This window comes from Alsobacter sp. (assembly GCF_059501845.1).
The window spans coordinates 906,669-929,030 of sequence record NZ_JCACDK010000018.1 but is presented as its reverse complement, the minus strand read 5'-3'; the positions used below and the strand labels follow the sequence as shown (position 1 = coordinate 929,030).

Sequence of the window (22,362 nt, the reverse complement as noted above, 5' to 3'; positions counted from 1 at the left end):
CTGGCGGAGCGCCTCGCTCAGATCGTCGCTCTTGGACCTGACCTCCTTGAACAGGCGCGAGTTCTCGATGGCGATGGCGGCCTGGTCGGCGAAGGTCTGGGTGAGCTTGATCTGCTCTCGGAAAACGGTCCCGGTTCGGGGCGCGCAAGGCTGAAGACGCCGACGAGTTCTCCGTCGCGCATCAAGGGCAGGACGACGATGGCGCGATAGCCGGCGAGCTTCGCCGTCTCCGTGTAGAGGTAGTCCGGGTCGGACCAGGCGTCCGGGAAATGGGCGATCTCGCCCGCCCGCGCCGTCCGCCTGGAATGCAGGGGATACTTGACCGGGAGAGGGGCCTCGCGGGCAAGCCGCTCGAAGTCCTCGGGCATCCCGATCTGCGTCGCGAGCCGGCAGACATCGCCGTCGCGCAGGTGAAGGGTCGCCATGGTGGCACGGCAGAGCCTCGCGGCGGCCTCCAGGATCGTCGACGCGGCGCGGTCGAGGTCGAACGCTGAACGGCTGATGACCTTCAGCACGTCTGCCGTCGCGGTCTGCTGGGCTAGGGACTCCTCAAGGTCGCGGGTCTTGTCGCGGACCTCGTCGAACAGCCGCGCATTCTGGATCGCGATCGCGGCCTGGTCGGCAAAGCTCTGGACGAGCTTCAGCTCCTTCTCGGAGAAGGGCCGGGCAGGCCTTCGCGACAGGACCAGGGACCCGACACCATGATCCTCCCAGAGCATCGGCGCATAGACGATCGTGAGGCCTCCTGCCTCCCGGATCGGCGCCCTGAAGCGCTCGGGCAGGTCGGGCTTTTCGCCGAGATCGGCAAAATGGACCGTGCGCCGCTGCTCGATGGCGAGGCCGGTCGAGCTGCCGGAGAGCGGCATCGCATCGCGCCCCCAGTCCCCGTAGGACCAGCCGAGATGGGCCACTCCCCGGACCATGTCGCCCTCTACCAGATAGACGGCGACGGCTTCGAGTCCGAAAAGGCGGCGGCACGCCTCCATGATGGTGTCGAACACGGGCGCGGCGTCGGAAACGGATCGGCTGATCACCTGAAGCACTTCGGCCGAGGCAGTCTGGTGCTCGAGCGCCTCCTTCGTTTCGTTGAAGAGCCGCGCATTCTCGATCGCGATCACCGCCTGGTCGGCGAAGCTCTGCAGCATCGCCACTTCCCGGGGCTGGAACGGACCGGTCGACCGGGCCACGCCGATGGCGCCGATGCCGCGTTCTCCCTTCAGCATCGGCGCGAACACCATTGAGCGATATCCGGCCAGCTTCGCCATCTTGCGCAGGACGCCCGGGACATCCTCGCCATGGACGAGATTGGGCCAGTGCACCGCCTTCCGCTCGCGGATCGCCCGGCCTGCCGGTGTACGCTCGACAGGCGCGGGAAAGGTCGGCGCGACAACGTCGTGATAGTCGCCGAGATAGGCGCCGATGGTGAGTTGGCCGTCTTCGTCGACCAGCAGCACGTCGATCTCGTCGCCGCCGAACAGGTAGCGGCAGCTCTGCAGGATTTTTTCGAACACGGGCTTCGTGTCGGCGACCGAATTGCTGATCACGCTCAGGATCGACGCCGATGCCTGCTGCTGCTCCAGCGCCTCCTGGGTCTCGTTGAAGAGCCGCGCGTTCTCGATGGCGATCAGCGCCTGGTCGCGGAAGGCTTCGGCCTGCGCAATCTCACCCGGGCCGAAATTGTTGGCGAGGCCGGACACAAGCGCCAGCACGCCGATGCACTCGTCGTCGCGGATCAGCGGGAGAAACAGCGACGACCTGACGCCCAGCTCCGCCTGCACCTTGCGCTCGTGGTCCGGCAGGTCGATGACCGACCAGTCCGGGTAGTTCACGAGCGTCTTCCCGACGATGACCCGCGACGGAAAGTTGGCGTTGACGTCGATGGGCAGCCGCCGGCGCGAGAGGTCCGCCACCAGGCCTTGCGACGTCATGATCGACGCGGCGTAGAACGTGTCGCCATCGCACAGCAGGACCACCACGGTCTCGCACCGCAGGACGTGCTTTGCAGTCTCCACGATGCGGTCGAAGACCGGCCGCGCATCGGTGGGGGATTCGCTGATGACACGCAGGATTTCCGTGGTCGCTGTCTGCCGCTCGAGCGCCTCGCGCGTCGCCGAGAGGAGCCGCGCATTCTCGACGGCGACCACTGCCTGGTGGGAGAACCGGCGGATGAGATCCACCTGCCGCCCGGTGAACAATCCCGGTTCCGGTCGCGTCAGGACGATAACGCCCGCCACGGCTCCGTCGCTGACGAGGGGGGCGGCAAGGCATCCGCGGTAGTCGCCGATCCTGTGCGCCGCGTAGCCGGAGAAGCGCGGATCGTCGGGAAGATCGGCGACGTTGATGACCTCGCCGGTCACCGCCACGCGACCGCTGACCGTGTCGGAATCCGCCCTGGGCGAGACGGGATTGGCCAGGACGTGGGTCACCCACTCCGGCGGATAGCCCACCTGCGCGCCCAGGACGAGCTGGCCGCCCTGCATCAGCCAGATGACGCCACGGCTGGCGCCGCAGAGTTCGTTCGCGGCGACTATCAGCCGGACCAGGATGGTCTCGAGATCGACCCTGCTGTCGCTGATGGCTGCCAGAACATCCGACGTCGCAGCCTGCTCGGCGCGAGCCTCGGCCAGCGCTGCGATCAGCTCCTCCCGTGAAGGATCTTCAGCCTGAGATCTTCGTCCGGCATGGTGTCCGGCCTTGCCCGACATTGAACACCCCTCGCCTGAACGGACCGCACCTGCAGCGCTCAAGCCCTATCCATGAAACAAATTGGTGGACCGCGCAAAGCTCCTTTGTTGCTCGATGACGAGACCCTGGCGCACGCGCGAGGCCGGTCGGGCCGGGGCAGGCGATGCCCGCGATGCTGCAACCCTTCGCCCGCCCTTAGATGACGAAGTCGTCGCTTGGGTCCGAGTCGGCCGCCGCTACCTGCACGTCGACGGGTACGATCCAGTTCGCGGCATAGCTTTCCCGGTCCGTCTGCTGGGTATCGGGCTGGACCGCCCCGTGCTCGTCCCGGGCCCGGCATCGCAGCGATGCACGACCGGGCTCGGTCGGGGTCCACGGGAACTCCCAAAGGCACCAGCCATGCGAGTGGTCCTGCGGCTGCAGCCGCGCCGGCGTCCAGTCCGTTGCGCCGCTTCCCTCGACCGCGATCTCGACCGAGGCGATTCTGGCCTCGCCGCTCCAGGCGGCGCCCGTGACGAGGACAGGCTGCCCTGCCCTGAGCCGAGCCCCCGCCGCCGGGCGTGCGATCTGCGACTTCACTTCCATCCTGCCCAGCGGAACGAGCATCGGCTCGCCCAGACTCCGGTCCCAGCGGAAATAGTCCCGTGTCTGCCAGTAGCCGGAGAACGGAACGTCGACGACGCGGATCTGCGTCAGCCACTTGATCCAGGCCATCCCGTACCACCCGCCGACGACGGCGCGCAGGGGTGCCCCGTGCTCGCCGGACAGCGGTTCACCGTTCATGGAATGGGCGAGCAGGACTTCGGCCTGCCTCGCCTTCGTGAGCGGAAGGCTTCTCGCAAAGGCAATCCTGCCGGGAGACGCCGTCTTCTTCCCACCATCCACCTCACCGCGATCGGCCCCGACCAGCACGACCTCGCAGGCGCCGGGAGCCACACCGGCCGCGTCGAGCACCGACGAGAGTGTCACGCCGGTCCAGCGGGCGTTGCCCACGGCGCCGGTCTGCCACTGCAGTCCCTCGCGCGCCGGTTCGTAGAACACCCGGCCATTGCCAGCGCATTCCATGACGGCCGTCAGCTCAGCCTGCGGCAGCGCATGCAGGTCCTTCAGGGTGAGGGACAGCGGCCGCTCGACGGCTCCCTCGACCCGCAGGTGGAAGGTGCCGGGATCCAGCTCAGGCGCCGGAAAATGATTGCGCACGTAGAACTGGTCGCTCGGCGTCAGGTAGCTGGACAAGGTCGAGAACGGAAACTCGAGGTTCAGCGGGAGCTTCTGCCGCACGATCAGTCCGGGCTGTGCGTTGGTCGAAATCATGGGCCGTCTCTCCTGAACCGCGGGGAGAGTTTGGCAGCCGCCACCGGCAGTGTCATGCGCCGCGGCCTCGCGGAGTTGCAGGTCGCCCCGGCGGGTCGGGCGCCGAGTTGTTCAGATTGAGCGCCGAGCCCGGCAGATCGGTCCCGGCGTGCGATCGATCGGCTTTCAGCGACCGTCGGTCACGGTCTCGCACTTTCGGTTCGAGTGACTGTCGCCATCGTGTTCGGGGTTGAGCGCGTGGTGGAGCGGAGCATGATCCACTGACGTAACGGCTCGTCGTACCATCGGCTTGCGGCGTATGCCGCGGCCACGCAGACGAGCAAGGACGCCAGCACCCCCGCCGGGCTGTGCGGGACCACTTGATCCATCATCCGCAGGATCGGGAAATGAAGAATATAGAGCGGGTACGACAGGCGGCCGCTGATGTCGCAGATCTTGCGGGTTCTTTCTCCAGGCTCGTATTTCGAGCCGAACCAAACGATGGCCGGGAATGCAACGAGGATGCAGGCCAGTTCATAGGCGCTGTCGTTGAACGGCATCAAGTCGGGCCAGAATAGCACGATGAGCGCGCCGGAGAGCAGGAAGAACGCGGCGGACGACGTGTGCGATGTCTTTCCGGCTCGGGCCCGGCTCAGAAGCACTCCCATTCCAAACGAGAGCAAAGCTCGCGGCAGCCCGAGAAGCAGGTCGTCGAAATGATTCCCGGCCACACCGAAAGACATGACGATCAAGGCGCTCGCCACGACGAGCAATGCCGTCAGTAAGGTGGTCCAGTACTTGAAAAGCGCCGCAAAAAGGAAATTGACGCAGATCTCGAAGAACAACGACCATTGCGGACCATTGACGGGAAAGGCGTTGTCCGAGAACCCGAATGATTGGTGCACCGGCGAGACAGTCGGGAGGCAGAGCAGCGCGGCCGCGATCGCCACCCACTCGGCGCCGGTGATGTCCTGTCCAGCCCGCATCGCACCCTGCAGAGCGACGAGGCCACCGGCGACAGCGCCCAGGACAAGCAGCGGGTACAGCCTGATCACACGCACGACGACGAACTGGCGGAACGTCATCCCGTTCGCGAGCCGGGCGCCGTAGGCGTGGGCGATGACGAACCCACTCAGGCAGAAGAAGAAGTCTACGGCGAGGTACCCGTGATCCAGGAAGTGCCTGGACGGCATCCAATAATGCCGGTGAAACAGGACGACACAGACCGCCGCGACGCCCCGCAAGCCGTCCAGAATCTCGTAGTGATGGGTGGTACGCGGGTGTGCCGCCTGAGGCTTCAGCATTGACCCAGCGCTTCCCGCAACGTCGTTCACCTGCTTGCAGGGCACGCTAGCTTGAAAGCGTAAACAGACCAGAGTGTGCTTTGAGGAGGGAGGACCGCGGGTCAGGGAGTTGGAACTGCTCGATCTCGTGTCCCCCGAAGAGTGCGCGAGTGGCCTCCCGGGGGACTCAGGCCATGGTCCCGAGTGAAGAGAAGCCTGCTCTAAAACGTGTCCCAAGTCCCGCTACGCGATGCGGATGGCTCGACCGCCGCAGTCCTACGCGGACGCTGCCTGGAAAAGGCCTGCTGGGCCTGCTCCCGCAACCCGCGCGGGCTTGCAGGCATGGCCGTGGCGACGGCGCTGGAACCATTGACCTTGAACGTCGCCACAAGCTCGTTGAGCCGGGAGATCTGCTCAGACAGAGATGCGGCAGAGGCGGCGCTCTCTTCCGCCAGCGCTGCGTTCTGCTGCGTCATCTGGTCCATGTGCGCGACGGTTTGGCTCATCTCGTCGATGCCGTTGGCCTGCTCAGTCGCGGCTGCGGAGATCTCCGTGACCGTGGAGGTCACCTTCTGCGAGGCGAGCACGATTTTGCTCAACGCCTCGCCTGCCGACCGGACCAGTTGCACACCTTGACCGACTTCGGACACGGATGCGTTGATCAGCGCCGTGATCTCCTTGGCCGCCTCGGAAGAGCGCTGCGCCAGGGTTCGCACCTCGGACGCGACGACCGCAAAGCCCTTACCCGCGTCGCCGGCACGGGCCGCCTCGACCGCGGCGTTCAGGGCGAGGAGGTTGGTCTGGAAGGCGATCTCATCGATGACGCCGGTGATGTCGGAGATCTTCTGGCTTGCGCTCTCGATGCGCGACATTGCATCCACCGCCTTGCCGGCGATGTCGCCGCCGCCGCGCGCGACACCCATGGCCTGTTCGGCCAGGTCAACGGCGATGCGGGACGACGACGCCGACGCTTTCACGGAAGCCGCGAGCTCTTCCGTGGTGGCGGCGGTCTCCTCGAGCGAGGAGGCCTGATGCTCGGTCCTGGACGAGAGGTCGCTGGCCCCAGTGTTGATCTCTCCTGCGGCCACGCTCACCTCGCGCGCCGTGCCTTGGATGGTCGATACCGTGGCCGACAGGCGGTCGATGGTCTCGTTGAGCGCCTGCTTCAACGCGTCGAAGCGGCCGCGATAGGCCGTGCGGACCGTGCGGGTGAGGTCTCCCTGCGCAAGAGAACCGAGCACGTCTGCGAACTCGCTCGTCGCGGCGTCGACGACCTGGTTGATCTCGTTGATCCCGGCGACCAGCTGTCGCATGTCCGGGTCGTCCGTCGTGACCTGCAGCCGGGCGCTGAAGTCGCCATCGGCGGCGCGGCGCACGACCTCGCCCACCTCACTGACAATCTCGACCACCGACTGCGCCCGGCGAAGCCGCTCGGCCGCGATCGCCCGCTCTTCTTCCTCCAGCGCTTTCACACGGACCGCGTTTTCCTTGAAGACCTGGACAGCGCCGGCCATCTGGCCGAGTTCGTCGTGACGGTCCGTGAACGGTACGTCAATCGACAGCGTCCCCGACGCGAGATCCTTCATCGCCCGTGTGATCGAGCGGATGGGCAAGACGATGCGGGTGCGAAGCATGAGGTACGTCCCGATCGAGACCAGAACGACCACGGCCATTGCAACGAGACCGATCGCGATGGCTGTCGCCGCGAAGCGCGCGCCCTGAGCGGATAGGGCGTCGGCCTCTCGGTTGTTTCGGTCGATGTTGTCGTTCAAAGCTTTCGACGCGACGACGACCGTCTCCGCTCGGGTCGCATCCTGAAGCGCTATCGCCTCGGCGCTTTTTCCCGCCCTGACGAGCGATGTCACCCGATCGATGATCTCGCCATACTTCGCCCACCCGGCTTCGAATATCGCCCAGTTCGCGCGCTCTTCCGCGCTGGACATCAGGTTTTCATAGAGGGCAGCGTCCTTGCGGAGTTCCTCCTGAGCCGCCTTGATGTCGTTCACCGAACGGTCGATCGCCTCCGGCTTGTCCGCCTGCATCAACCGTCGGACGGCAAGGCGGACGAGCAGCGTATCGGCGTTGATCTCGCCGAGGATGCGAACGGAGGGAAGGGCGCTCGACGCGATTACGTTGCCGTTGTGCTGGATCGTACGAACACTGACGATGCCGAGCACGCCTACGAAAACCGACAACACGCAAAGCACCACGACGAGGACGGTGGAAAGCACGCTCAAGGAGATATTTTTCATGGCTCAACCCTTTGTCATGGGTAATCCGGGCGTTGTGGCCGTCCCGGTGCGACAATGAGCAAAAAAAGGCTGTGTTTTGCCGGAGGCCGGTTTGTCCCAGGAAATGCGGAAAGAGATTTTTCGTGAGCTGAATAGTGTGGGCGCGCCTCACCAGGGAACGACTAAACTGTGGCGCGAACCAAATACCGCGACTCGCGGAGTAATTGCACGAACGGATTGATAAATGGCAAACATGCAAAGCGAAGCTGAGGCACTGGCGTAGTCATGTGGTTACGGGTGGAGCATGCCCCGTTTTGACGGACCCTAGATTGGCACATCCGCGCGTTCGCCGTTCAAGGCTTCAGGTGGAGAAGGAGCCGGCAGAACCGACGCTTCCCCTTCGTATGATCCGCGTGATCTGGCGCTCGCCCGAACCGACGCTGTCGCGCGATCCGATCGGATGGGGTGGCGAACCACCTCGTCAACTCAGGCTGTGCTTTCCGGCACAGAACACGGACCCTAGGCAGGCCCGTCGCGCCGTGTCCGCTGGCGCGTCTTGGGCGGGCGGACGCCGCATTCGTCCGCCTCGGCGAGACGGCGGAGGAAAGCGAGACCCTCATGGGCGCGGACGCGGCCGGAGCGGGCCTGCCACTCCATGCGCGCACGGGTCGCGCGGTCGAGCCACTCTTCCCGCACCCGTCCGCTGCGGTCGCGCAGCTCGCTGCGCAGACGGTCGATGAGGTCGGGCGGCAGCACCGGCGAAATCTCGGCCCCCGGCGAGCGGCGGTAGGTCCACACCCGAGCAGGCGGGATGTTGCGCCAGATCGGCGGTGAAGCCTCTGCCACCAGCCAGGGCTGGCGCGGGACCGGCGAGGTGACGCCATAGGTGAACTGCACGAACGGAGCGCCGGGCGCCAGGATCCGCGCGGCATCGGCAAGCAGCTGGGCGCGGTCGCGCTCCGGACGGGTCAGCAGCGGCAGGCTGGAGACGATGGCGGCGACGGAATGGTCGAGGACGCCCGCGAGCGTCACCGTCAGCGCGTAGGCGTCTCCCTGCACGACCCGCGCCCGCGGGTAGCGCCGGGCGAGCAGCGCGCAGAATTCAGCGTCGTACTCGACGAGGACCAGCCGCTCCTGCGCCACGCCGCGCTCGACCAGCGCCTCGGTGACGGGCCCGGTGCCGGGCCCGAGTTCCACGACAGGCCCGGGCAGGCGGGGATCGACGCGACGGGCCATGGCGCGGGCCAGCGCTGGCCCGGACGGCGTGATGGCGCCGGTCGTCTTCGGGTTCTCCAGCCAGCTTCGGAGAAATCGGGCTTCGTCCGCCAGCTTTGAGGCCCAGAGCGGGCCGCTCCTGTGCGCAGGTTTCCGGCGGACTGCCTGCTCGCGACCTCTCACCCGATGACCTCCGTCCGCCCGACGTCCTACTTGATCTCGATCTCGATGAAGATGAACTCGAAATCATTGTCGTTGACGACGTCGTGTTCCACGCCGGCACGGCGCTCGTAAGGCACGCCGGCCGTGAGCTTTGCCTTTCGCTCGCCCTGCGCGTCAACGAGTGTCAGCTCGCCGGAGGTGATGGGTACGACAACGTAGTCCCAGCCGTGGCGGTGCCATCCCGTATGTGCGCCGGGCGGAAAGCGCCACTCGGTGGTGCGTTGGCGCTCGCTCTCCAGGTGAACGGTCGGAATCGCAGGGGGCCGGGCTGTGAACCGGCTGACACGCTCGCTCATCGTCCGCCCTTTCGATCTGTGACGTTGCAGGAACGTAGCGTTTCACCGGGCGCGGACAAGCACGATCATGAGCCGGCGGCGAGCCTTCGAAGTCCCGTCCAGTCTGCACCGGTGGCGGACGCGATGCGGGCGCGCGCCGCGGCGAGCGGTTCGCGCACCACCAGCATGTGGTGGCCGCTGGCGTGGAGCAGCGTGACGGGATCCACGAGGATGCCGACATGGCCTTTCCAGAACACGAGGTCGCCGCGCGCGAGGTCCGCTTCGCCGGGCAGGGCGGACCCGAGGCCTGCCTCCTGCATGTCGCTGTCGCGCGGGGCGGAAAGGCCCGCGGCCGCGAGGCTCACCTGGACGAGGCCGGAGCAATCGAGCCCGAGGCTGGTCTTGCCGCCCCACAGATACGGCACGCCGACGAAGCACTCGGCGACGGCGACGAAGTCGGGCTCGCTCTCACCCAGCGGAACCAGGTGCCTGGCGAAGACGAAGCCGCCCGTCGCAAGCACGGCGAAGTCTCCCTCGCTCCGGACAACGGAGGCCGAGGAGCCGATCGACAGGGCCGCCGAGGGCGGCAGCTTGATGCTGGGACCGGGGTAGACGAAGCTCCGGAGCGGCGCGACACGGTGCGTCGGGGCGGGAAACGCGTCCGCCGGCCGCAGCGCCTCGGCGGGCAGCCACCCCACATAGCCGTCGGCTGCGAGTTGGCCCCAGGCCCAGCCTTCCTCGTCGCTCTCGTAGACGGTCACCGCCTCGCCCATCAGCGCCTCGGTGTCGAGCGGCGCGTCCGGCGCGGGCGAACGCCGCAACGGCGCGACCGGCAGGTCGACGCGCATGGCCCGGCCCTCGACAAAGCGGTCGGCCGTCACCTTGCCCGCGAGATGGGCTGCGGCGAGGTCGGGGCGGGCGGGGGTGAGGCGGCGGTCAAAGGCGGTCATCGCGGAAGGTCCCTGCTGCGCGCCACGACCACGTCGCCGAGATGTTCGACGAACAGCGCGCCCTTCACGGTGCGTTGCACGACGACGTTGCGCCTGTCCACCTCGTCGCGCCGGCGGGCCAGGAGCTCCTTCTCGCCGAGCGTGTCCAGCGCCCGGGTGATGACGGGCTTGCTGACCCCGAGCTTAGCCGCAAGTCCGCGCACGGTGTGCGGAGGCGTCTCCAGGTAGACGGTCAGGAGAATGGCCGTCTGCCGGGCGGACAGGTCGTGCTCCCCGTCGCGCACGAGATCGAGCATCACGTCGTGCCAGAGTCGCAGGGCCTGCAGGGGACGCAAACTGACGGACATGCGGGACCCGATCGTTACGGTCCCGTATCATTTCAGCCGGCCGGCGGCGCGGCAAGTCCCGTGGTCAGGCCGATGCTCCGTATCGTTGACGAACCAATGACAGCACCAGCCGCGCCGTCTGCGGCTCGCCGCCCTCGGGCCGGCCCGGGCGAGCTACAGGGGTCCAGCCGAAGATGTCGAAATGGGCCCAGCTCTTCGCCCGCTCCACGAAGCGGCGCAGGAACAGCGCGGCCGTGACGGAGCCGGCGTATGAACCGCCCGAGATGTGGTTGATGTCGGCGACCTTGCTGTCGAGCATCGACTCGTAGCGCTTCCACAGCGGCATCCGCCAGACGGGGTCGTTGACGGACTGGCCCGTGGCGACCAGCGCCGCGGCGAGATCCTCGTCGTCCGTGTAGGCGGGCGGCAGGTCTGGGCCCAGCGCCACGCGCGCGGCGCCGGTGAGTGTGGCGAAGTCGAGGAGCAGGTCGGGCTCCTCCTCGTCGGCCAGTGCCAGCGCATCCGCCAGGACCAGACGGCCCTCGGCATCGGTGTTGCCGATCTCGACGCTCAGCCCCTTGCGGCTGGGGATGACGTCGCCGGGCCGGAAAGCCGAGCCGGAAATGGCGTTCTCGACGGCCGGGATCAGGACGCGCAGCCGCACGGGAAGCTTCGCCTCGATGATCATCTGCGCGGCGGCGAGCGCCGTTGCCGCGCCCGCCATGTCCTTCTTCATCAGCAGCATGCCGGCGTCCGGCTTGATGTTGAGGCCGCCGGTGTCGAAGCACACGCCCTTGCCGACCAGCGTGACCTTCGGCCGGAAGGTCTCGCCCCAGGTGATGTCGATGAGCCGCGGAGGCCGCGAGGAGGCGCGGCCCACCGCGTGGATCAGCGGAAAGTTCTGCGCCAGCAGATCGTCCCCCACGATGGAATTGAAGGAGGCCCGCATGCGCGCGGCCCAGGCCCGCGCCGCCGCTTCGAGTTCCGCCGGGCCGAGGTCGTTGGCGGGCGTGTTGACGAGGTCGCGGGCGAATGCCACCGCGTCGGCCTGCCTTCCAACCTCCCCGCCGTCCACCCCGTCGGGAACGACGAAGCGGATGTCCCTGGCCTCGCTCTTTCCCTTGTAACGGGTGAAGGCATAGAGCCCGAGCAGCAGGCCCAGCAGCGTCGCCGAGGGATCGGCCGATCCCGGCTCCAGCCGGTAAAGGCCGGCAGGCAGGCTCGTGACGCCTTTCGCCGGGGAAAACGGGTCGCCGCCCTCGGGGTGCCCTGCCAGCACGGCCGCGACGCCGCCCTCTGGCGACGGCAGGACCACGCTGGTGCCCGCCTTTCCGTCAAAGCCCTGCGCCCGGGCGAAAGCCGTTGCGGGAGCGCCGATGCGCGCTGCCACCTCCTCCCAATTGTCCCTGGTGACGACGGCAAAGGGAATGGCCGAGGCGGCGGCGGGATCGATGGCGGCGACGAGGGACTGGTGCAAGGCGGCTCTCCCGGGGTGTGGCACCTGTCTAGCAGCACCGGTGCGGCGACCTCCAGTGCAGGCCTCGCACGCGCATTCGGGCTCAGCCCGGACGCCCGTGGTTAACCGACCGTTAGGGTTAACAACCTATGACTGCAACTTGAGGTTGTTTGCGCCCGGATGGGCGCGGTGCTGCGGAGGCGAGGATGGGCGCGGCGGATCCCCGGGGACAGTGGACGGCGAGGCGGACGGCTGCACTGGCCGTCGTGGCGCTGGTCGCGCTGGGCGCCGCTGGCTGCAACAAGAAGGGCAGCGGAGATCCTTCCGTCACGGGCTCGATCGGCAGCACGGCCACCCCGGGCAGCGCCGACGCCTGGCGCTCCTACGCCGACGAGTGGGGCCGCCGCTACGAGGCGAAGCCCGGCGAAAAGCAGGCCTCGCTGAACTATGCGAGGGCGCTGAGCGCGCTGGACCAGCGGCAGCAGGCCGTGGCCGTGCTGCAGGCCGCCGCCATCAAGGCACCGAAGGATACCGACATTCTCGCCGCTTACGGCAAGGCGCTGCTGGAGAATGGCGACTTCCAGCAGGCGCAGGAGGTGCTCGCGGGCGCCCACACGCCGGACCGGCCGGACTGGCGCATCCTCTCCGCGCAGGGTGTGGCAGCCGACCAACTCGGCGACCACGCCTCGGCCCAGAACCTCTACAACGCCGCGCTCAAAATCAGCCCGGACGAGCCGGGGGTGCTGACCAATCTCGGCCTCTCCTACGCGCTCAGCAAGCGCCTGCCCGAGGCGGAAGCCACGTTGCGCCGCGCGGCAGCCCTGCCGAACGCCGATGCGCGGGTCCGGCAGAACCTGGCCCTCGTTCTCAGCCTCCAGGGGAAGCACGGCGAGGCCGAAACGATCGCGCGGCGTGACCAGTCGCCGGTCGAGGCAGCGCAGAGCGTCACCGCGATGAAGGATCTCTCGGGCGCCTCCCAAAGCAAGGCCACGACCAGGCCGAAACCGAAGAAGCTGCCGCCGGTGGCGCAGGGCGACCCCTGGACGCAGATCCGCAGCGTCGACGCCAAGGCCCCGAGGGGTCCGATGCGCCTGGACGAGGCCGCCGGCCTGACGACGGTCCCGCAGACGCCGCGCACCAGCGGCGCGCCGGTGGCGGCCGTCGACGAGGCGCAGTAGCGCGCTTCTCCGGACCGCGCGTCTTCAGACGCGCTCCGTCGCTGTCCCGCTGAGCGTGTTCTCCGGGTCCCAGCCATACTGAACCGTCTCGAAGCGCATCGAGAGCGCATCGAGCATCAACAGCCGGCCGACCAGCCCCTCGCCGAAGCCGACGATCTCGCGGATCACTTCCAGCGCCATCATGGCCCCGAGCACCCCGGCAAGCGCGCCGAGAACGCCCGCTTCCGAGCAGGCCGGCACGGTCCCGGGCGGCGGAGGCGACGGGAACAGGCAGCGGTAGGTGGGGTTCGGCGTGCCGTCCGCAGCCACCTCATGGGCGCGTATGGTCGTCAGCGTGCCGTCGAAGGCGCCGAGCGCGCCCGTCACGAGCGGCAGCCCGAGACGGTAGCAGGCGTCCGACACCGCATAGCGCGTGTCGAAATTGTCCGACCCGTCGGCGACGAGGTGATAGCCGCGCAGCACTTCGTCCATGTGCGGAGGTGTGAGCCGCACGGCATGTCCCTCGACCTTCACATGCGGGTTGAGCCGGCCGATGGCGTCGGCCGCGCTCTCCACCTTGGGCCGGCCGATGTCCGGCGTGCCGTGGATGACCTGGCGCTGCAGGTTCGACAGCGAGACCGTGTCGTCGTCGGCGATGCCGAGCGTGCCCACTCCGGCCGCGGCGAGGTACTGCAGCACGGGCGCGCCGAGGCCGCCTGCGCCGACGACCAGGACCCGCGCCGCCCGGAGCTTCTGCTGGCCCGGCCCGCCGACATGGCGCAGCACGATGTGGCGGGCATAGCGCTCGACCTCGGCAGGCGAGAGGCTCATTTCCGTCCCGCCGCCCAGTCGAGCGCCTCCTCGAGACGGTCGTTGCCCCAGAACAGTTCGCCATCCGCCGTCACGAGCGCCGGGGCACCGAAGACGCCGAGGCTGATGGCCGTGTCGGTCTCGCGGCGCAGAGCATCCTTGACGAGAGGAGTTTGCGCCGCGGTGAGCGCCGGATCGAGGTCGGCGCCGGTCTGGCGAAGGCAATCCTCCACCACGGCGGGATTGGCGATGTCCAGGCCGCTGCAAAACTCGCTGCGATAAACGGCCCGCACGAAGGCCGGGCGTGCGTCCTCCGGCAAGGCCAGGGCGACGCGGGCGGCGTGGAGACCGTTCTGCGGGAACACGTCCGGCTTTCGGAAGGGAAGACCCAGCCTGTCGCACCAGCGTTCCATGTCGCGCCACATGTAGCGGCCCTTCGCTTCGTGGACCAGGAAGGGCGACGTCGTCCAGCCCTGCGCCTTCAACACCGGCCCGAGCAGGAAGGGGCGCCAGCGCACGGCGACTTCGCGGTCCCGAGCCAGACCGTCGATGCGTTCAGCGGCGAGAAACGAGTAGGTCGAGGCGAACTCGAACCAGAAGTCGATCGTTGAGGACATGCACCGGACCCTAGCAGGGCCGCTCCCCTGCGCAAGCGCAGCGGCCGGCGCTCACAGGCTCAGGTCGAAGACGCCCGTGCAGCGCTGCCCTGCCGACTTCTGAGCCGCGCTGCAGCGGATATCCATGCCCTTCGGCTGCGCCCGCTTGCGGCCCGCCTTGGCGGCCGTGCCGGCCGGGTCGGGTGCGGGCCCGGGATCGACGATGGCCGGTGTTCCCTCCGCCGTCTGGTCGCTGCCTCCTGGAGCGGGGTCGGTCAGGCCGTCGGCGCAGTACTCTCCCGTCACCTGCCCCTGCTTGTTGTAGGTCTTGATGCAATCCTTCTTGGCGAACGCCGGGCCGGGCGCGAGCAGCAGAACGCCCGCGGCCAGCGGCGCCAGGAGGAGCAGACGAAGCGGCCTGGACGTCATTCGCGACTCCCTCGCGGCCGGCCTCAACTGTGCCGGATACTCACGGCGGCGACCCTCGCCCCGATCAGCAGGGACCCGCCCATGCGGTTGGCGGCCCGCAGCGCCGGGGGACTGCCGGCGAGGCCGCGGGCACGCAATGCTGCGGCGGCATACACGACCACGTTGCAGAAGGCGAGCGTCAGAATCGTGGCCTGGAAGGTCGCCATCGGCTTGCTGTGCTCCCCCGTGAAGCGGTCAGCAAGCCACGGACGGGGCGTGCTGTCGACCCCCGGATGATCCCTCACCCCGCACGCCTCTCCCGCAGGGGAGAGGGGGACTCCCACGTCCGCCTTACATCGACCAGGGCCGGGCCTGGCGCGACGGTATCCCGACGCCGTAGTCCCCTCTCCCGGTTCGGGAGAGGGATAGAGGGTGAGGGCCCTAAACCGCCCGCAGCGGCTTGCGCCCGTCCTGGGCGCCGAGCAGTTCGGCCTGCAGCGCGGCGAGCTGCTCGATCTGCGCCTGCATCCGGTCCACCTTGTCGTGGAGCTCGGAAATCGCGGTCTCGGACTTGATGTTGACCTCGTAGTCCATGGCCGCCGCCAGCCGGTCCTTCGAGGCCTGCCGGTTCTGCGACATCATGATGACCGGCGCCTGCAGGGCGGCGACCATCGAGAGCAGCAGGTTCAGGAACACGAAGGGATAGGGGTCGAAGGCGCTCGCCGCCAGGACCAGGCCGTTCAGCGCGGCCCAGGCCAGGAGGAAGACGGTGCAGCCGACGATGAATCCCCACGAGCCGCCCACCGCGGCGACCCGGTCGGCAAGGCGCTCGCCAAGCGTCAGGCGCTCGTCGAAGACCTGGTTGATGTTGCGGGCGACGTGCACGCGGCGGGCGACGCGCGCAATGACGCGGCGGTCCCGATCGCTCAGCGGGGCCACCCCTTGATGCAGCAGGTGCTGCGCCAGAAAGCGAATTTCAGTGTTCATGGCTCACTCTTCCCGACCGGCCGTCGACGGCCTGCCGGAGGTGAGCCGACCCTACGGGTTCAGCGGACCTCGGCGACCGGCGACGGCGCGGTCAATCGACTGGGACTGTCGCTGGGCATAGGGTTTCGATGTCCTTGTGGGGCCAAACGGGTGCAAGGCACCCGTGAAGCTGCGTTCGAAATGCACCCGGCGGGCACATTCGTCAACCCCGCAAACGCACGGATCACGGAAGTGTTTCCGTGCGCCTGCGGAGAGGGTTACGGGCGCGTTCAGCCCTGCGGCACGCCGGCCAGCTTTCCACCGGCGAGACGCACGACGGAGCCGCCCTTGGCGCCACGAGCGGGCAGGCCCTTGCGCGCCGCCATCTCGCAATTGGCGATGAAGTCGGCGATGCGCGGCGCGATCTCGGCCCTGAAGCGCGAGCCGTTGAAAACGCCGTAATGACCGACCTTCGGCTGCACCCAATGGGCGCGAAGCTCCTCGGGGATGTTGGGGCACAGGCGGTGCGAGGCCTCGGTCTGGCCGACACCGGAAATGTCGTCCTTCTCGCCCTCGACCGTCATCAGCCCGCAGCGGCGGATCTGGGTCAGGTCGACCGGCTTGTCCCGGTGCATCATCTCGCCCTTGGGAAGGGCGTGGCGCACGAAGACGGTGTCGACGGTCTGCAGGTAGAACTCCGCCGTGAGGTCCATCACCGCCAGATATTCGTCGTAGAAGTCGCGGTGCTTCTCGGCGGAGTCGCCGTCGCCCTGCACGAGGTGCTTGAACATCTCGGCATGCGCTTCGAGATGGCGGTCGATGTTCATCGCCATGAAGCCGGCAAGCTGGAAGAAGCCGGGGTAGACGTCGCGCATGAAGCCGGCGTTGGGCAACGGCACCTTGACGATGCAGTTGCGCCGGAACCAGTCGATGCCGCGCTTCTCGGCCAGCTTGTTGACCTCGGTCGGGCTGAGGCGCGTGTCGATCGGGCCGCCCATCAGGATCATCGAGCGCGGCGAGCGCGGGTCGTTCTCCGCTTCCATGCGGGCCGCAGCGGCGATGACCGGCACCGACGGCTGGCACACGGCCATGACGTGCACGTCGGGGCCGAGCAGGTGACACATCGAGATGACGTAGTCGATGTAGTCGTCGAGGTCGAAACCGCCCTCGCTGATCGGCACGAGGCGGGCGTCGACCCAGTCGGTGATGAACACTTCATGCGTCGGCAGGAAGGCCTCGACGGTGCCGCGCAGCAGCGTTGCGTAGTGCCCCGACATCGGCGCGACGATCAGGAGCTTGGGCTGGCGGGCCCGCATCTCGCCGAGCGCGCGATCGAAATGGATGAGCTTGCAGAAGGGCCGCTCCCACACGGTACGCTCGATCACGGCGACCCTTTCGCCGCCGACGAGTGTCGTCGGAAGGCCGAACGTCGGCTTGCCGTAGCGGCGGGTGGTGCGCTCGAAGAGCTCGCATCCGGCCGTCATGGAGCGTCCGAACGAGGTATGCGAAACCGGGTTCAGGGGATTCTGATAGAAAACGCGTGTCGACTCGGCCAAGGCGCGAGCGGGTCCCAGCAGCGCGTGCGCTGCCTCGTACCACATGTAATAGGGTAATTGCATGCCGGCTCTCCTTCCCGACAACGCACCCGGCGGCGCATCGTTGCTGCGTTGCGGCGAAACCGCAGCTTAGCGTTTCGCGGAACCGTTACAATCCGCCTAAGGGCGTGCCTGCCCTGCGACTTTCGGCCATGCCTCGCATCCGTGGCGAAGTGTGTTGGACAGGCGGCCCGAAGGCGTGCCTGATGCAATGCAGCAGAGCCGGACCGGGGACCTTCACCGCGCGCCGGGGAACACTATTTCAGCGCCATGCCCGATTCGACTGCGATCCAGATCGTCCGCCCCGCCAGCCTCCTCAGGCTCGACACGCTCGTGCGGCTGCGCTGGCTGGCCGTCGCGGGGCAGGCCGTCACGATCCTCATCGTGCATGCCGGGCTGGGCTATCCCATGCCGTTCCTCTCCTGCTTTGCCGTGGTCGCGGCCTCGGCGGCGCTGAACGCGGCCTTGCGCTGGCGCTTTCCGGTCAGCCACAGGCTGGGAGAGCAGGCCGCCACCGTCCTGCTGGCGTTCGACATCCTGCAGCTCGCGGCGCTGCTCTATCTCACGGGCGGGCTTGAGAATCCGTTCTCGATGCTGTTCCTCGCGCCGGTGATGATCTCGGCCGCCGCGCTGCCGCCCTGGCGAACGCTGATGCTGGGCGTCCTCGCCATGACCGCCGCCTCGGCGCTCGTCTTCGTGCACTGGCCGCTGCCATGGTCGCCGGACGAGCCAATGGCACTGCCGTTCCTGTATCGGATGGGCATCTGGTTCGCGCTGCTGCTCGGCCTCGCCTTCATCGGCGTCTATGCGTGGCGCGTGACCGAGGAGGCGCGTCTCCTCGCCCAGGCGCTTGCCGCCACGGAACTCATCCTGGCGCGCGAGCAGCACCTCTCCGCCCTCGACGGCCTCGCAGCCGCCGCAGCGCACGAGCTTGGGACGCCGCTCGCGACCATTGCGCTCGTCGCCAAGGAGCTGCGGCACAATGGCCCGAAGGAAGGGCCTATGGCGGAGGACGTGTCGCTCCTCAACGAGCAGGTCGACCGCTGCCGCGGTATCCTGCGCAAGCTCACCTCGCTGTCCAACGAGAGCGAGGGCCCGCTGGAGACGATGCGCCTCAGTCACCTGCTGGAGGAGATCGCCGGGCCGCAGCGGCCCTTCGACGTCGATATCGCTGTGACGACGGAGGGCCCGGGGGCCGAGCCGGTGTGCAGGCGTAATCCAGGCATCCTCTACGGCCTGGGAAACCTGGTGGAGAACGCTGTCGACTTCGCCTCCGACCGTGTCGTCATCGCGGCCAAATGGAGCCTCGAGGAGGTGCACGTCACCATCAGGGACGACGGGCCGGGGTTCCCCTCCGAGGTCATGTCCCGCCTCGGCGAACCCTATGTCACGACGCGCGGCGTCGGGCGCGACGGACGCAAGGAGCCCGGGCAGGGGATGGGGCTCGGGCTCTTCATCGCCAAGACGCTGCTGGAAAGATCGGGCGCGCGTATCCATTTGGGCAATGCGACGGATGGTTCTCCCGGCGCCGTCGTGCGGGTGGTTTGGCCCAGACTTGCCTTCGAAAGAGGGTTGGTTGCTCGTGCAGAACCGCTCGAACCAGCATTTCCGCTTTGAATCACTCCGAATTGTTCGTTTTCGAGTGAACCGGGACCGGGTTCCGCACGTACTGCGGAGCGGAGGTTCGACATGTTGGACAGCGTTTCATCCACACCGTCCGCCGCGGCGATGGCCGCGCAGGACAAGTCTCTTCTGATCGTCGACGATGACCGCGCCTTTCTGACGCGGCTCGCCCGCGCCATGGAAACGCGCGGCTATACCGTCACGACGGCAGAAAGCGTGGCCGACGGCGTCACCGCCATCCAGCGCGGGGCGCCCGCCTTTGCCGTGATCGACATGCGGCTCGGCGACGGCAACGGTCTCGACGTGCTGGCGAAACTGAACGAGAAACGGCCCGAAGCCCGCGGCATCATCCTGACGGGCTACGGCAACATCGCGACCGCCGTCACGGCCGTGAAACTCGGTGCCTACGATTACCTCGCCAAGCCCGCCGATGCCGACGAGATCGACGGCGCCCTGAAGGCCACGACCGGCGAGCGGGCTACGCCTCCGGAAAACCCGATGTCGGCGGACAGGGTGCGCTGGGAACACATCCAGCGTGTCTATGAGCTGTGCGGGCGCAACGTGTCCGAAACGGCCCGGCGTCTCGCCATGCACCGCCGGACCCTGCAACGTATTCTCGCCAAACGCGCGCCGCGCTGAAGCCCGGCGCGTATCGAGGAAGGCCGCCGGTGCACCACCCGCCCGGCGGCCTTTCGCGTTTTCAGGACCTCTCCCGCATCACGGCATCCGCCGCGAAGGACGGGCGAAGCGCCTGATAGAGATCGCGATAGAGGCCCAGCCGCTCCGCGTAGGCTGCGTGCCGGCCGTCATCCGGCTGCGTCACGTCCAGAATTTCGGGGCGCGTGCAGATGCCGGGTCCGGAACCGTCGCGCGCCATGCGCCCGAGCCGTGCGGCGCCGAAGGCCGGGCCCTTGCCGCCGTCGCGGTACCGCGTCAGGGGAATGCCGAGCACGTCGGCGAGGATGCCCATCCAGGCCGCGCTTCGCGCACCGCCTCCCGTGACGCCTGCGCCGGGGAAGACCGTGCCGGCCGCCGCCAGCGCGTCCCGGCAATCTGCGAAGGCGAAGGCCACGCCCTCCAGTACCGCCTGGACGAGCGCGCGGCGCGGCGTGTCGGGATCGAGCCCGAAGAACACGCCGCGCGCATCCGCGTCGTTGTGCGGCGTGCGCTCGCCGGCGAGGTAGGGCAGGAACATGACCTGCGACGGCCGTGCCGGCCTTTCGCCCATCTCGGCCAGTAGGTCGGACACATCCATGCCGAAGAGACGCGAGGCGAAGGCGAGGCAGCTCGCCCCGTTGAGCATCGCGCCCATGACGTACCAGCGCCCGGGCAGGCCATGTGCGAAGGCGTGGACCGCCGTCTCGGGGGACGGGCGGTAGGAGTCGACCGTGACGAAGAGCTGGGCCGACGTCCCGATCTGCAGGAAGGCGTCGCCATTCTCGACCGCGCCGATGCCGATCGCGCCGCAGGCGGCATCCCCCGCGCCGGCTGCGACCGCGACCCCGTCGGGCATGCCCCAGCGCCGCGCCAGCGCGGGGCGCAGTGTACCCGTCCGCTCGGATCCCTCGGTCAGCCTGGGAAGAGCGGTCTCCGGCATCTGGCTCGCCGCGAGGGCCTCGGCGCACCACCGGCGCGGGCCCTCGTCGAGCCACCACGTTCCGGCGGCGTCGGACATGTCCGTGACCCGCTCGCCCGTCAGATGCAAACCGACATAGTCCTTGGGCAGCAGCAGCGTGCGCATCGCCTGCACGGCGCCGGGGTCATGCCGGGCGAGCCAGAGCATCTTCGGGGCGGTGAAGCTCGGCATGCAGAGCACGCCGACCTTCCGGGGCAGGCCGGGATAGCGCTCGCCGATCTCGCGCGCCTCGGCGCTGGCGCGGCCGTCATTCCACAGGATCGCCGGACGCAACGGCTTGTCGGACCCGTCGAGCAGCACGGTGGCGTGGCTCTGCCCGGACAGACCGATGGCACCGGTCCGCGCCATCGCGGGCGCATGATCGCGCGCAAGAGCGTCGAGCAGGCCGGCGGTGGTCTGCCACCAGGCGTCAGGATCCTGCTCCGCCCAGCCCGGACGGGGACGCGACGTTTCGAGCGGCGCCTCGACCGAGGCGACCACCCGCTCGTCCGCGTCCACGACGATTACCTTGACGGCGGAGGTGCCGATGTCGATCCCGATGACGTGGTCCAACGCGCCCTCCCCGGCTTTCGCCCCAGTGCCGGCGCTTCACCCGCGCTTGTCAAGGCTCGGCGGACGCTCGACGCCGCCCGCCGGATCGTCGTACGCCTGTCACGGCCGCTACCGGAAATGCGGCGGCCGGGATCACGGAGGGCATCGATGGCACGGGGCGTTCTTGGAACGGGAATTTCGGCGCTGGAGGGCAAGCAGGACCTGTCCGACCTCGCGGCGCATCTCGACGAGATCGAGCGCCACGGCGTTGCGACCATCGAACTGCCCACCTACGACATGGACCTCGTTGTCGGTGGCCGGATCCGGCGCGACCAGCTGGCCCGCCTGAAAGACATCACGGCCGGCCGCGACGTCCGCTACACCGCGCACGGGCCGCTGGCGGTCAACTTCTTCGACGATGCCTGGCGCATCCCGCGGCATATGGAGGTGCTGAAGTCCTCCATCGAGGTGTCCGCCGAGCTGGGCGCCATCCACTACGTCATGCATGCGGGCTTTCGCCCGGTCGTCCAGCATGACGGCATCGAGGACGCCTATGCCCGGCAGCGCGAATGGCTGTCGCGTTCCGGTGACGTTGCCCGCCAGCACGGCCTGTACCTCTGTGTCGAAAACCTGTTCGCCGGTTATGTCGGGGACGAGCATACGCCGACGCCCTCGCGCCTCGCCCGTGAACTCGCCGCCGTGGACCACCCCAACGTCGCCGCGACCCTCGACTTCAGCCACGGCTACATCAACCTGTCCTTCACCGGAGGCGACCTCGTCTCCGAATGCGCCGCATTGGCTCCGTTCGCCCGCCACCTCCACGTCCACGACAGCTTCGGCCGGCAGGACGACATCTGGACCTACACGCGCGGCGAGGCGCTGGCCTACGGGCACGGCGACCTGCACCTGCCTGTCGGGTGGGGCGACATCCCGTGGGACAGGCTCATGGAGGAGTGCGTCTTCCCCGCCGGCGTTGTCTTCAACATCGAGCTGGACCGCCGCTACTGGCATGTCGCGGCCGAATGCATTGCAGCCACGAAGGCGCTCGCGGCCAAAGCAAGGACGCAATAGCTTTGCCTGGCCCGCTAAAGACCCGCGGTCCGG

Annotated in this window: 19 protein-coding genes and 1 pseudogene; 4 read left to right on the top strand and 16 right to left on the bottom strand. The window is 68.1% G+C overall.

The features are described 5' to 3' along the window. Nucleotides 1-17: 17 nt before the first annotated feature. From AC5JCN_RS19255 to AC5JCN_RS19215, 9 genes and pseudogenes are all read right to left on the bottom strand, one after another. Complete coding sequence (locus AC5JCN_RS19255) at nucleotides 18-2,705, bottom strand: GAF domain-containing protein (protein WP_495756702.1); 2,688 nt, start codon at nucleotides 2,703-2,705, stop codon at nucleotides 18-20. Nucleotides 2,706-2,880: 175 nt separating this feature from the next. Further along, on the bottom strand, nucleotides 2,881-3,999 hold the full coding sequence (locus tag AC5JCN_RS19250; RefSeq protein ID WP_495756701.1) for a sulfite oxidase: 1,119 nt from the start codon (nucleotides 3,997-3,999) through the stop codon (nucleotides 2,881-2,883). Nucleotides 4,000-4,178: 179 nt separating this feature from the next. Further along, complete coding sequence (locus AC5JCN_RS19245; RefSeq protein WP_495756700.1) at nucleotides 4,179-5,282, bottom strand: acyltransferase family protein; 1,104 nt, start codon at nucleotides 5,280-5,282, stop codon at nucleotides 4,179-4,181. Nucleotides 5,283-5,482: 200 nt separating this feature from the next. Further along, the gene (locus tag AC5JCN_RS19240; protein WP_495756699.1) at nucleotides 5,483-7,513 is read right to left on the bottom strand and encodes a methyl-accepting chemotaxis protein; all 2,031 of its coding nucleotides are present in this window, start codon (nucleotides 7,511-7,513) and stop codon (nucleotides 5,483-5,485) included. Nucleotides 7,514-8,272: 759 nt separating this feature from the next. Beyond that, a pseudogene (locus tag AC5JCN_RS19235) lies at nucleotides 8,273-8,821 on the bottom strand (class I SAM-dependent methyltransferase); the annotation flags it as partial. Between the two features lie 95 nt (nucleotides 8,822-8,916). Continuing rightward, nucleotides 8,917-9,225, bottom strand: a complete 309-nt coding sequence (locus AC5JCN_RS19230) for a cupin domain-containing protein (protein WP_495756698.1) — start codon at nucleotides 9,223-9,225, stop codon at nucleotides 8,917-8,919. A 65-nt stretch (nucleotides 9,226-9,290) separates the two neighbouring features. Next, nucleotides 9,291-10,154: a C40 family peptidase gene (locus AC5JCN_RS19225; protein ID WP_495756697.1), complete on the bottom strand. Its 864-nt coding sequence runs from the start codon at nucleotides 10,152-10,154 to the stop codon at nucleotides 9,291-9,293. Continuing rightward, nucleotides 10,151-10,501, bottom strand: coding sequence for a MarR family transcriptional regulator (locus tag AC5JCN_RS19220; protein ID WP_495756696.1), 351 nt, complete (start codon nucleotides 10,499-10,501; stop codon nucleotides 10,151-10,153). The genes AC5JCN_RS19225 and AC5JCN_RS19220 overlap by 4 nt, the downstream gene beginning before the upstream one ends. A gap of 64 nt (nucleotides 10,502-10,565) precedes the next feature. Beyond that, a complete protein-coding gene (locus tag AC5JCN_RS19215; protein WP_495756695.1) occupies nucleotides 10,566-11,957 on the bottom strand; it encodes a leucyl aminopeptidase family protein in 1,392 nt (463 codons plus the stop codon). A gap of 185 nt (nucleotides 11,958-12,142) precedes the next feature. Here AC5JCN_RS19215 and AC5JCN_RS19210 point away from each other — a divergent pair, with 185 nt between their 5' ends. Further along, nucleotides 12,143-13,114: a tetratricopeptide repeat protein gene (locus tag AC5JCN_RS19210; protein ID WP_495756694.1), complete on the top strand. Its 972-nt coding sequence runs from the start codon at nucleotides 12,143-12,145 to the stop codon at nucleotides 13,112-13,114. 24 nt (nucleotides 13,115-13,138) lie between these two features. Here the strand turns inward: AC5JCN_RS19210 and AC5JCN_RS19205 are convergent, their stop codons facing one another. The 6 genes from AC5JCN_RS19205 to AC5JCN_RS19180 all read right to left on the bottom strand — a co-directional run bounded on the left by AC5JCN_RS19205 (nucleotide 13,139) and on the right by AC5JCN_RS19180 (nucleotide 17,492). Further along, nucleotides 13,139-13,924, bottom strand: coding sequence for a HesA/MoeB/ThiF family protein (locus AC5JCN_RS19205; protein ID WP_495756693.1), 786 nt, complete (start codon nucleotides 13,922-13,924; stop codon nucleotides 13,139-13,141). Then, on the bottom strand, nucleotides 13,921-14,520 hold the full coding sequence (locus AC5JCN_RS19200; RefSeq protein ID WP_495756692.1) for a 2-hydroxychromene-2-carboxylate isomerase: 600 nt from the start codon (nucleotides 14,518-14,520) through the stop codon (nucleotides 13,921-13,923). The genes AC5JCN_RS19205 and AC5JCN_RS19200 overlap by 4 nt, the downstream gene beginning before the upstream one ends. A gap of 51 nt (nucleotides 14,521-14,571) precedes the next feature. Further along, nucleotides 14,572-14,928: a hypothetical protein gene (locus AC5JCN_RS19195; RefSeq protein WP_495756691.1), complete on the bottom strand. Its 357-nt coding sequence runs from the start codon at nucleotides 14,926-14,928 to the stop codon at nucleotides 14,572-14,574. 23 nt (nucleotides 14,929-14,951) lie between these two features. Next, nucleotides 14,952-15,212 carry a hypothetical protein gene (locus tag AC5JCN_RS19190; protein WP_495756690.1) on the bottom strand — a complete coding sequence of 87 codons (261 nt, stop codon included), beginning with the start codon at nucleotides 15,210-15,212 and terminating at the stop codon, nucleotides 14,952-14,954. Nucleotides 15,213-15,348: 136 nt separating this feature from the next. Then, a complete protein-coding gene (locus tag AC5JCN_RS19185) occupies nucleotides 15,349-15,894 on the bottom strand; it encodes a DUF1003 domain-containing protein (protein ID WP_495756689.1) in 546 nt (181 codons plus the stop codon). Between the two features lie 269 nt (nucleotides 15,895-16,163). Further along, on the bottom strand, nucleotides 16,164-17,492 hold the full coding sequence (locus AC5JCN_RS19180; RefSeq protein ID WP_495756688.1) for a polyhydroxyalkanoate depolymerase: 1,329 nt from the start codon (nucleotides 17,490-17,492) through the stop codon (nucleotides 16,164-16,166). Between the two features lie 246 nt (nucleotides 17,493-17,738). Here AC5JCN_RS19180 and AC5JCN_RS19175 point away from each other — a divergent pair, with 246 nt between their 5' ends. Further along, the gene (locus AC5JCN_RS19175; RefSeq protein ID WP_495756687.1) at nucleotides 17,739-19,085 is read left to right on the top strand and encodes an ActS/PrrB/RegB family redox-sensitive histidine kinase; all 1,347 of its coding nucleotides are present in this window, start codon (nucleotides 17,739-17,741) and stop codon (nucleotides 19,083-19,085) included. A gap of 72 nt (nucleotides 19,086-19,157) precedes the next feature. Continuing rightward, nucleotides 19,158-19,730: an ActR/PrrA/RegA family redox response regulator transcription factor gene (locus tag AC5JCN_RS19170; RefSeq protein WP_495756686.1), complete on the top strand. Its 573-nt coding sequence runs from the start codon at nucleotides 19,158-19,160 to the stop codon at nucleotides 19,728-19,730. Nucleotides 19,731-19,791: 61 nt separating this feature from the next. Here AC5JCN_RS19170 and xylB read toward each other — a convergent pair whose 3' ends face one another. Further along, entirely contained in the window at nucleotides 19,792-21,279 is a 1,488-nt protein-coding gene (xylB, locus tag AC5JCN_RS19165; protein WP_495756685.1) for a xylulokinase, read from the bottom strand. A 147-nt stretch (nucleotides 21,280-21,426) separates the two neighbouring features. Between xylB and AC5JCN_RS19160 the strand changes: the two genes are divergently transcribed. Beyond that, nucleotides 21,427-22,329 carry a sugar phosphate isomerase/epimerase family protein gene (locus tag AC5JCN_RS19160; RefSeq protein WP_495756684.1) on the top strand — a complete coding sequence of 301 codons (903 nt, stop codon included), beginning with the start codon at nucleotides 21,427-21,429 and terminating at the stop codon, nucleotides 22,327-22,329. Nucleotides 22,330-22,362: the final 33 nt, after the last annotated feature.

Excerpts from the sequence above, each read along its gene's own strand:
- AC5JCN_RS19170 (WP_495756686.1), top strand. The coding sequence starts at position 19,158 with ATGTTGGACAGCGTTTCATCCACACCGTCCGCCGCGGCGATGGCCGCG.
- AC5JCN_RS19230 (WP_495756698.1), bottom strand. The coding sequence starts at position 9,225 with ATGAGCGAGCGTGTCAGCCGGTTCACAGCCCGGCCCCCTGCGATTCCG.
- AC5JCN_RS19250 (WP_495756701.1), bottom strand. The coding sequence starts at position 3,999 with ATGATTTCGACCAACGCACAGCCCGGACTGATCGTGCGGCAGAAGCTC.
- AC5JCN_RS19195 (WP_495756691.1), bottom strand. The coding sequence starts at position 14,928 with ATGACGTCCAGGCCGCTTCGTCTGCTCCTCCTGGCGCCGCTGGCCGCG.
- AC5JCN_RS19245 (WP_495756700.1), bottom strand. The coding sequence starts at position 5,282 with ATGCTGAAGCCTCAGGCGGCACACCCGCGTACCACCCATCACTACGAG.
- AC5JCN_RS19255 (WP_495756702.1), bottom strand. The coding sequence starts at position 2,705 with ATGTCGGGCAAGGCCGGACACCATGCCGGACGAAGATCTCAGGCTGAA.
- AC5JCN_RS19240 (WP_495756699.1), bottom strand. The coding sequence starts at position 7,513 with ATGAAAAATATCTCCTTGAGCGTGCTTTCCACCGTCCTCGTCGTGGTG.
- AC5JCN_RS19210 (WP_495756694.1), top strand. The coding sequence starts at position 12,143 with ATGGGCGCGGCGGATCCCCGGGGACAGTGGACGGCGAGGCGGACGGCT.
- AC5JCN_RS19220 (WP_495756696.1), bottom strand. The coding sequence starts at position 10,501 with ATGTCCGTCAGTTTGCGTCCCCTGCAGGCCCTGCGACTCTGGCACGAC.
- AC5JCN_RS19175 (WP_495756687.1), top strand. The coding sequence starts at position 17,739 with ATGCCCGATTCGACTGCGATCCAGATCGTCCGCCCCGCCAGCCTCCTC.
- AC5JCN_RS19200 (WP_495756692.1), bottom strand. The coding sequence starts at position 14,520 with ATGTCCTCAACGATCGACTTCTGGTTCGAGTTCGCCTCGACCTACTCG.
- AC5JCN_RS19180 (WP_495756688.1), bottom strand. The coding sequence starts at position 17,492 with ATGCAATTACCCTATTACATGTGGTACGAGGCAGCGCACGCGCTGCTG.
- AC5JCN_RS19225 (WP_495756697.1), bottom strand. The coding sequence starts at position 10,154 with ATGACCGCCTTTGACCGCCGCCTCACCCCCGCCCGCCCCGACCTCGCC.
- AC5JCN_RS19205 (WP_495756693.1), bottom strand. The coding sequence starts at position 13,924 with ATGAGCCTCTCGCCTGCCGAGGTCGAGCGCTATGCCCGCCACATCGTG.
- AC5JCN_RS19185 (WP_495756689.1), bottom strand. The coding sequence starts at position 15,894 with ATGAACACTGAAATTCGCTTTCTGGCGCAGCACCTGCTGCATCAAGGG.
- AC5JCN_RS19160 (WP_495756684.1), top strand. The coding sequence starts at position 21,427 with ATGGCACGGGGCGTTCTTGGAACGGGAATTTCGGCGCTGGAGGGCAAG.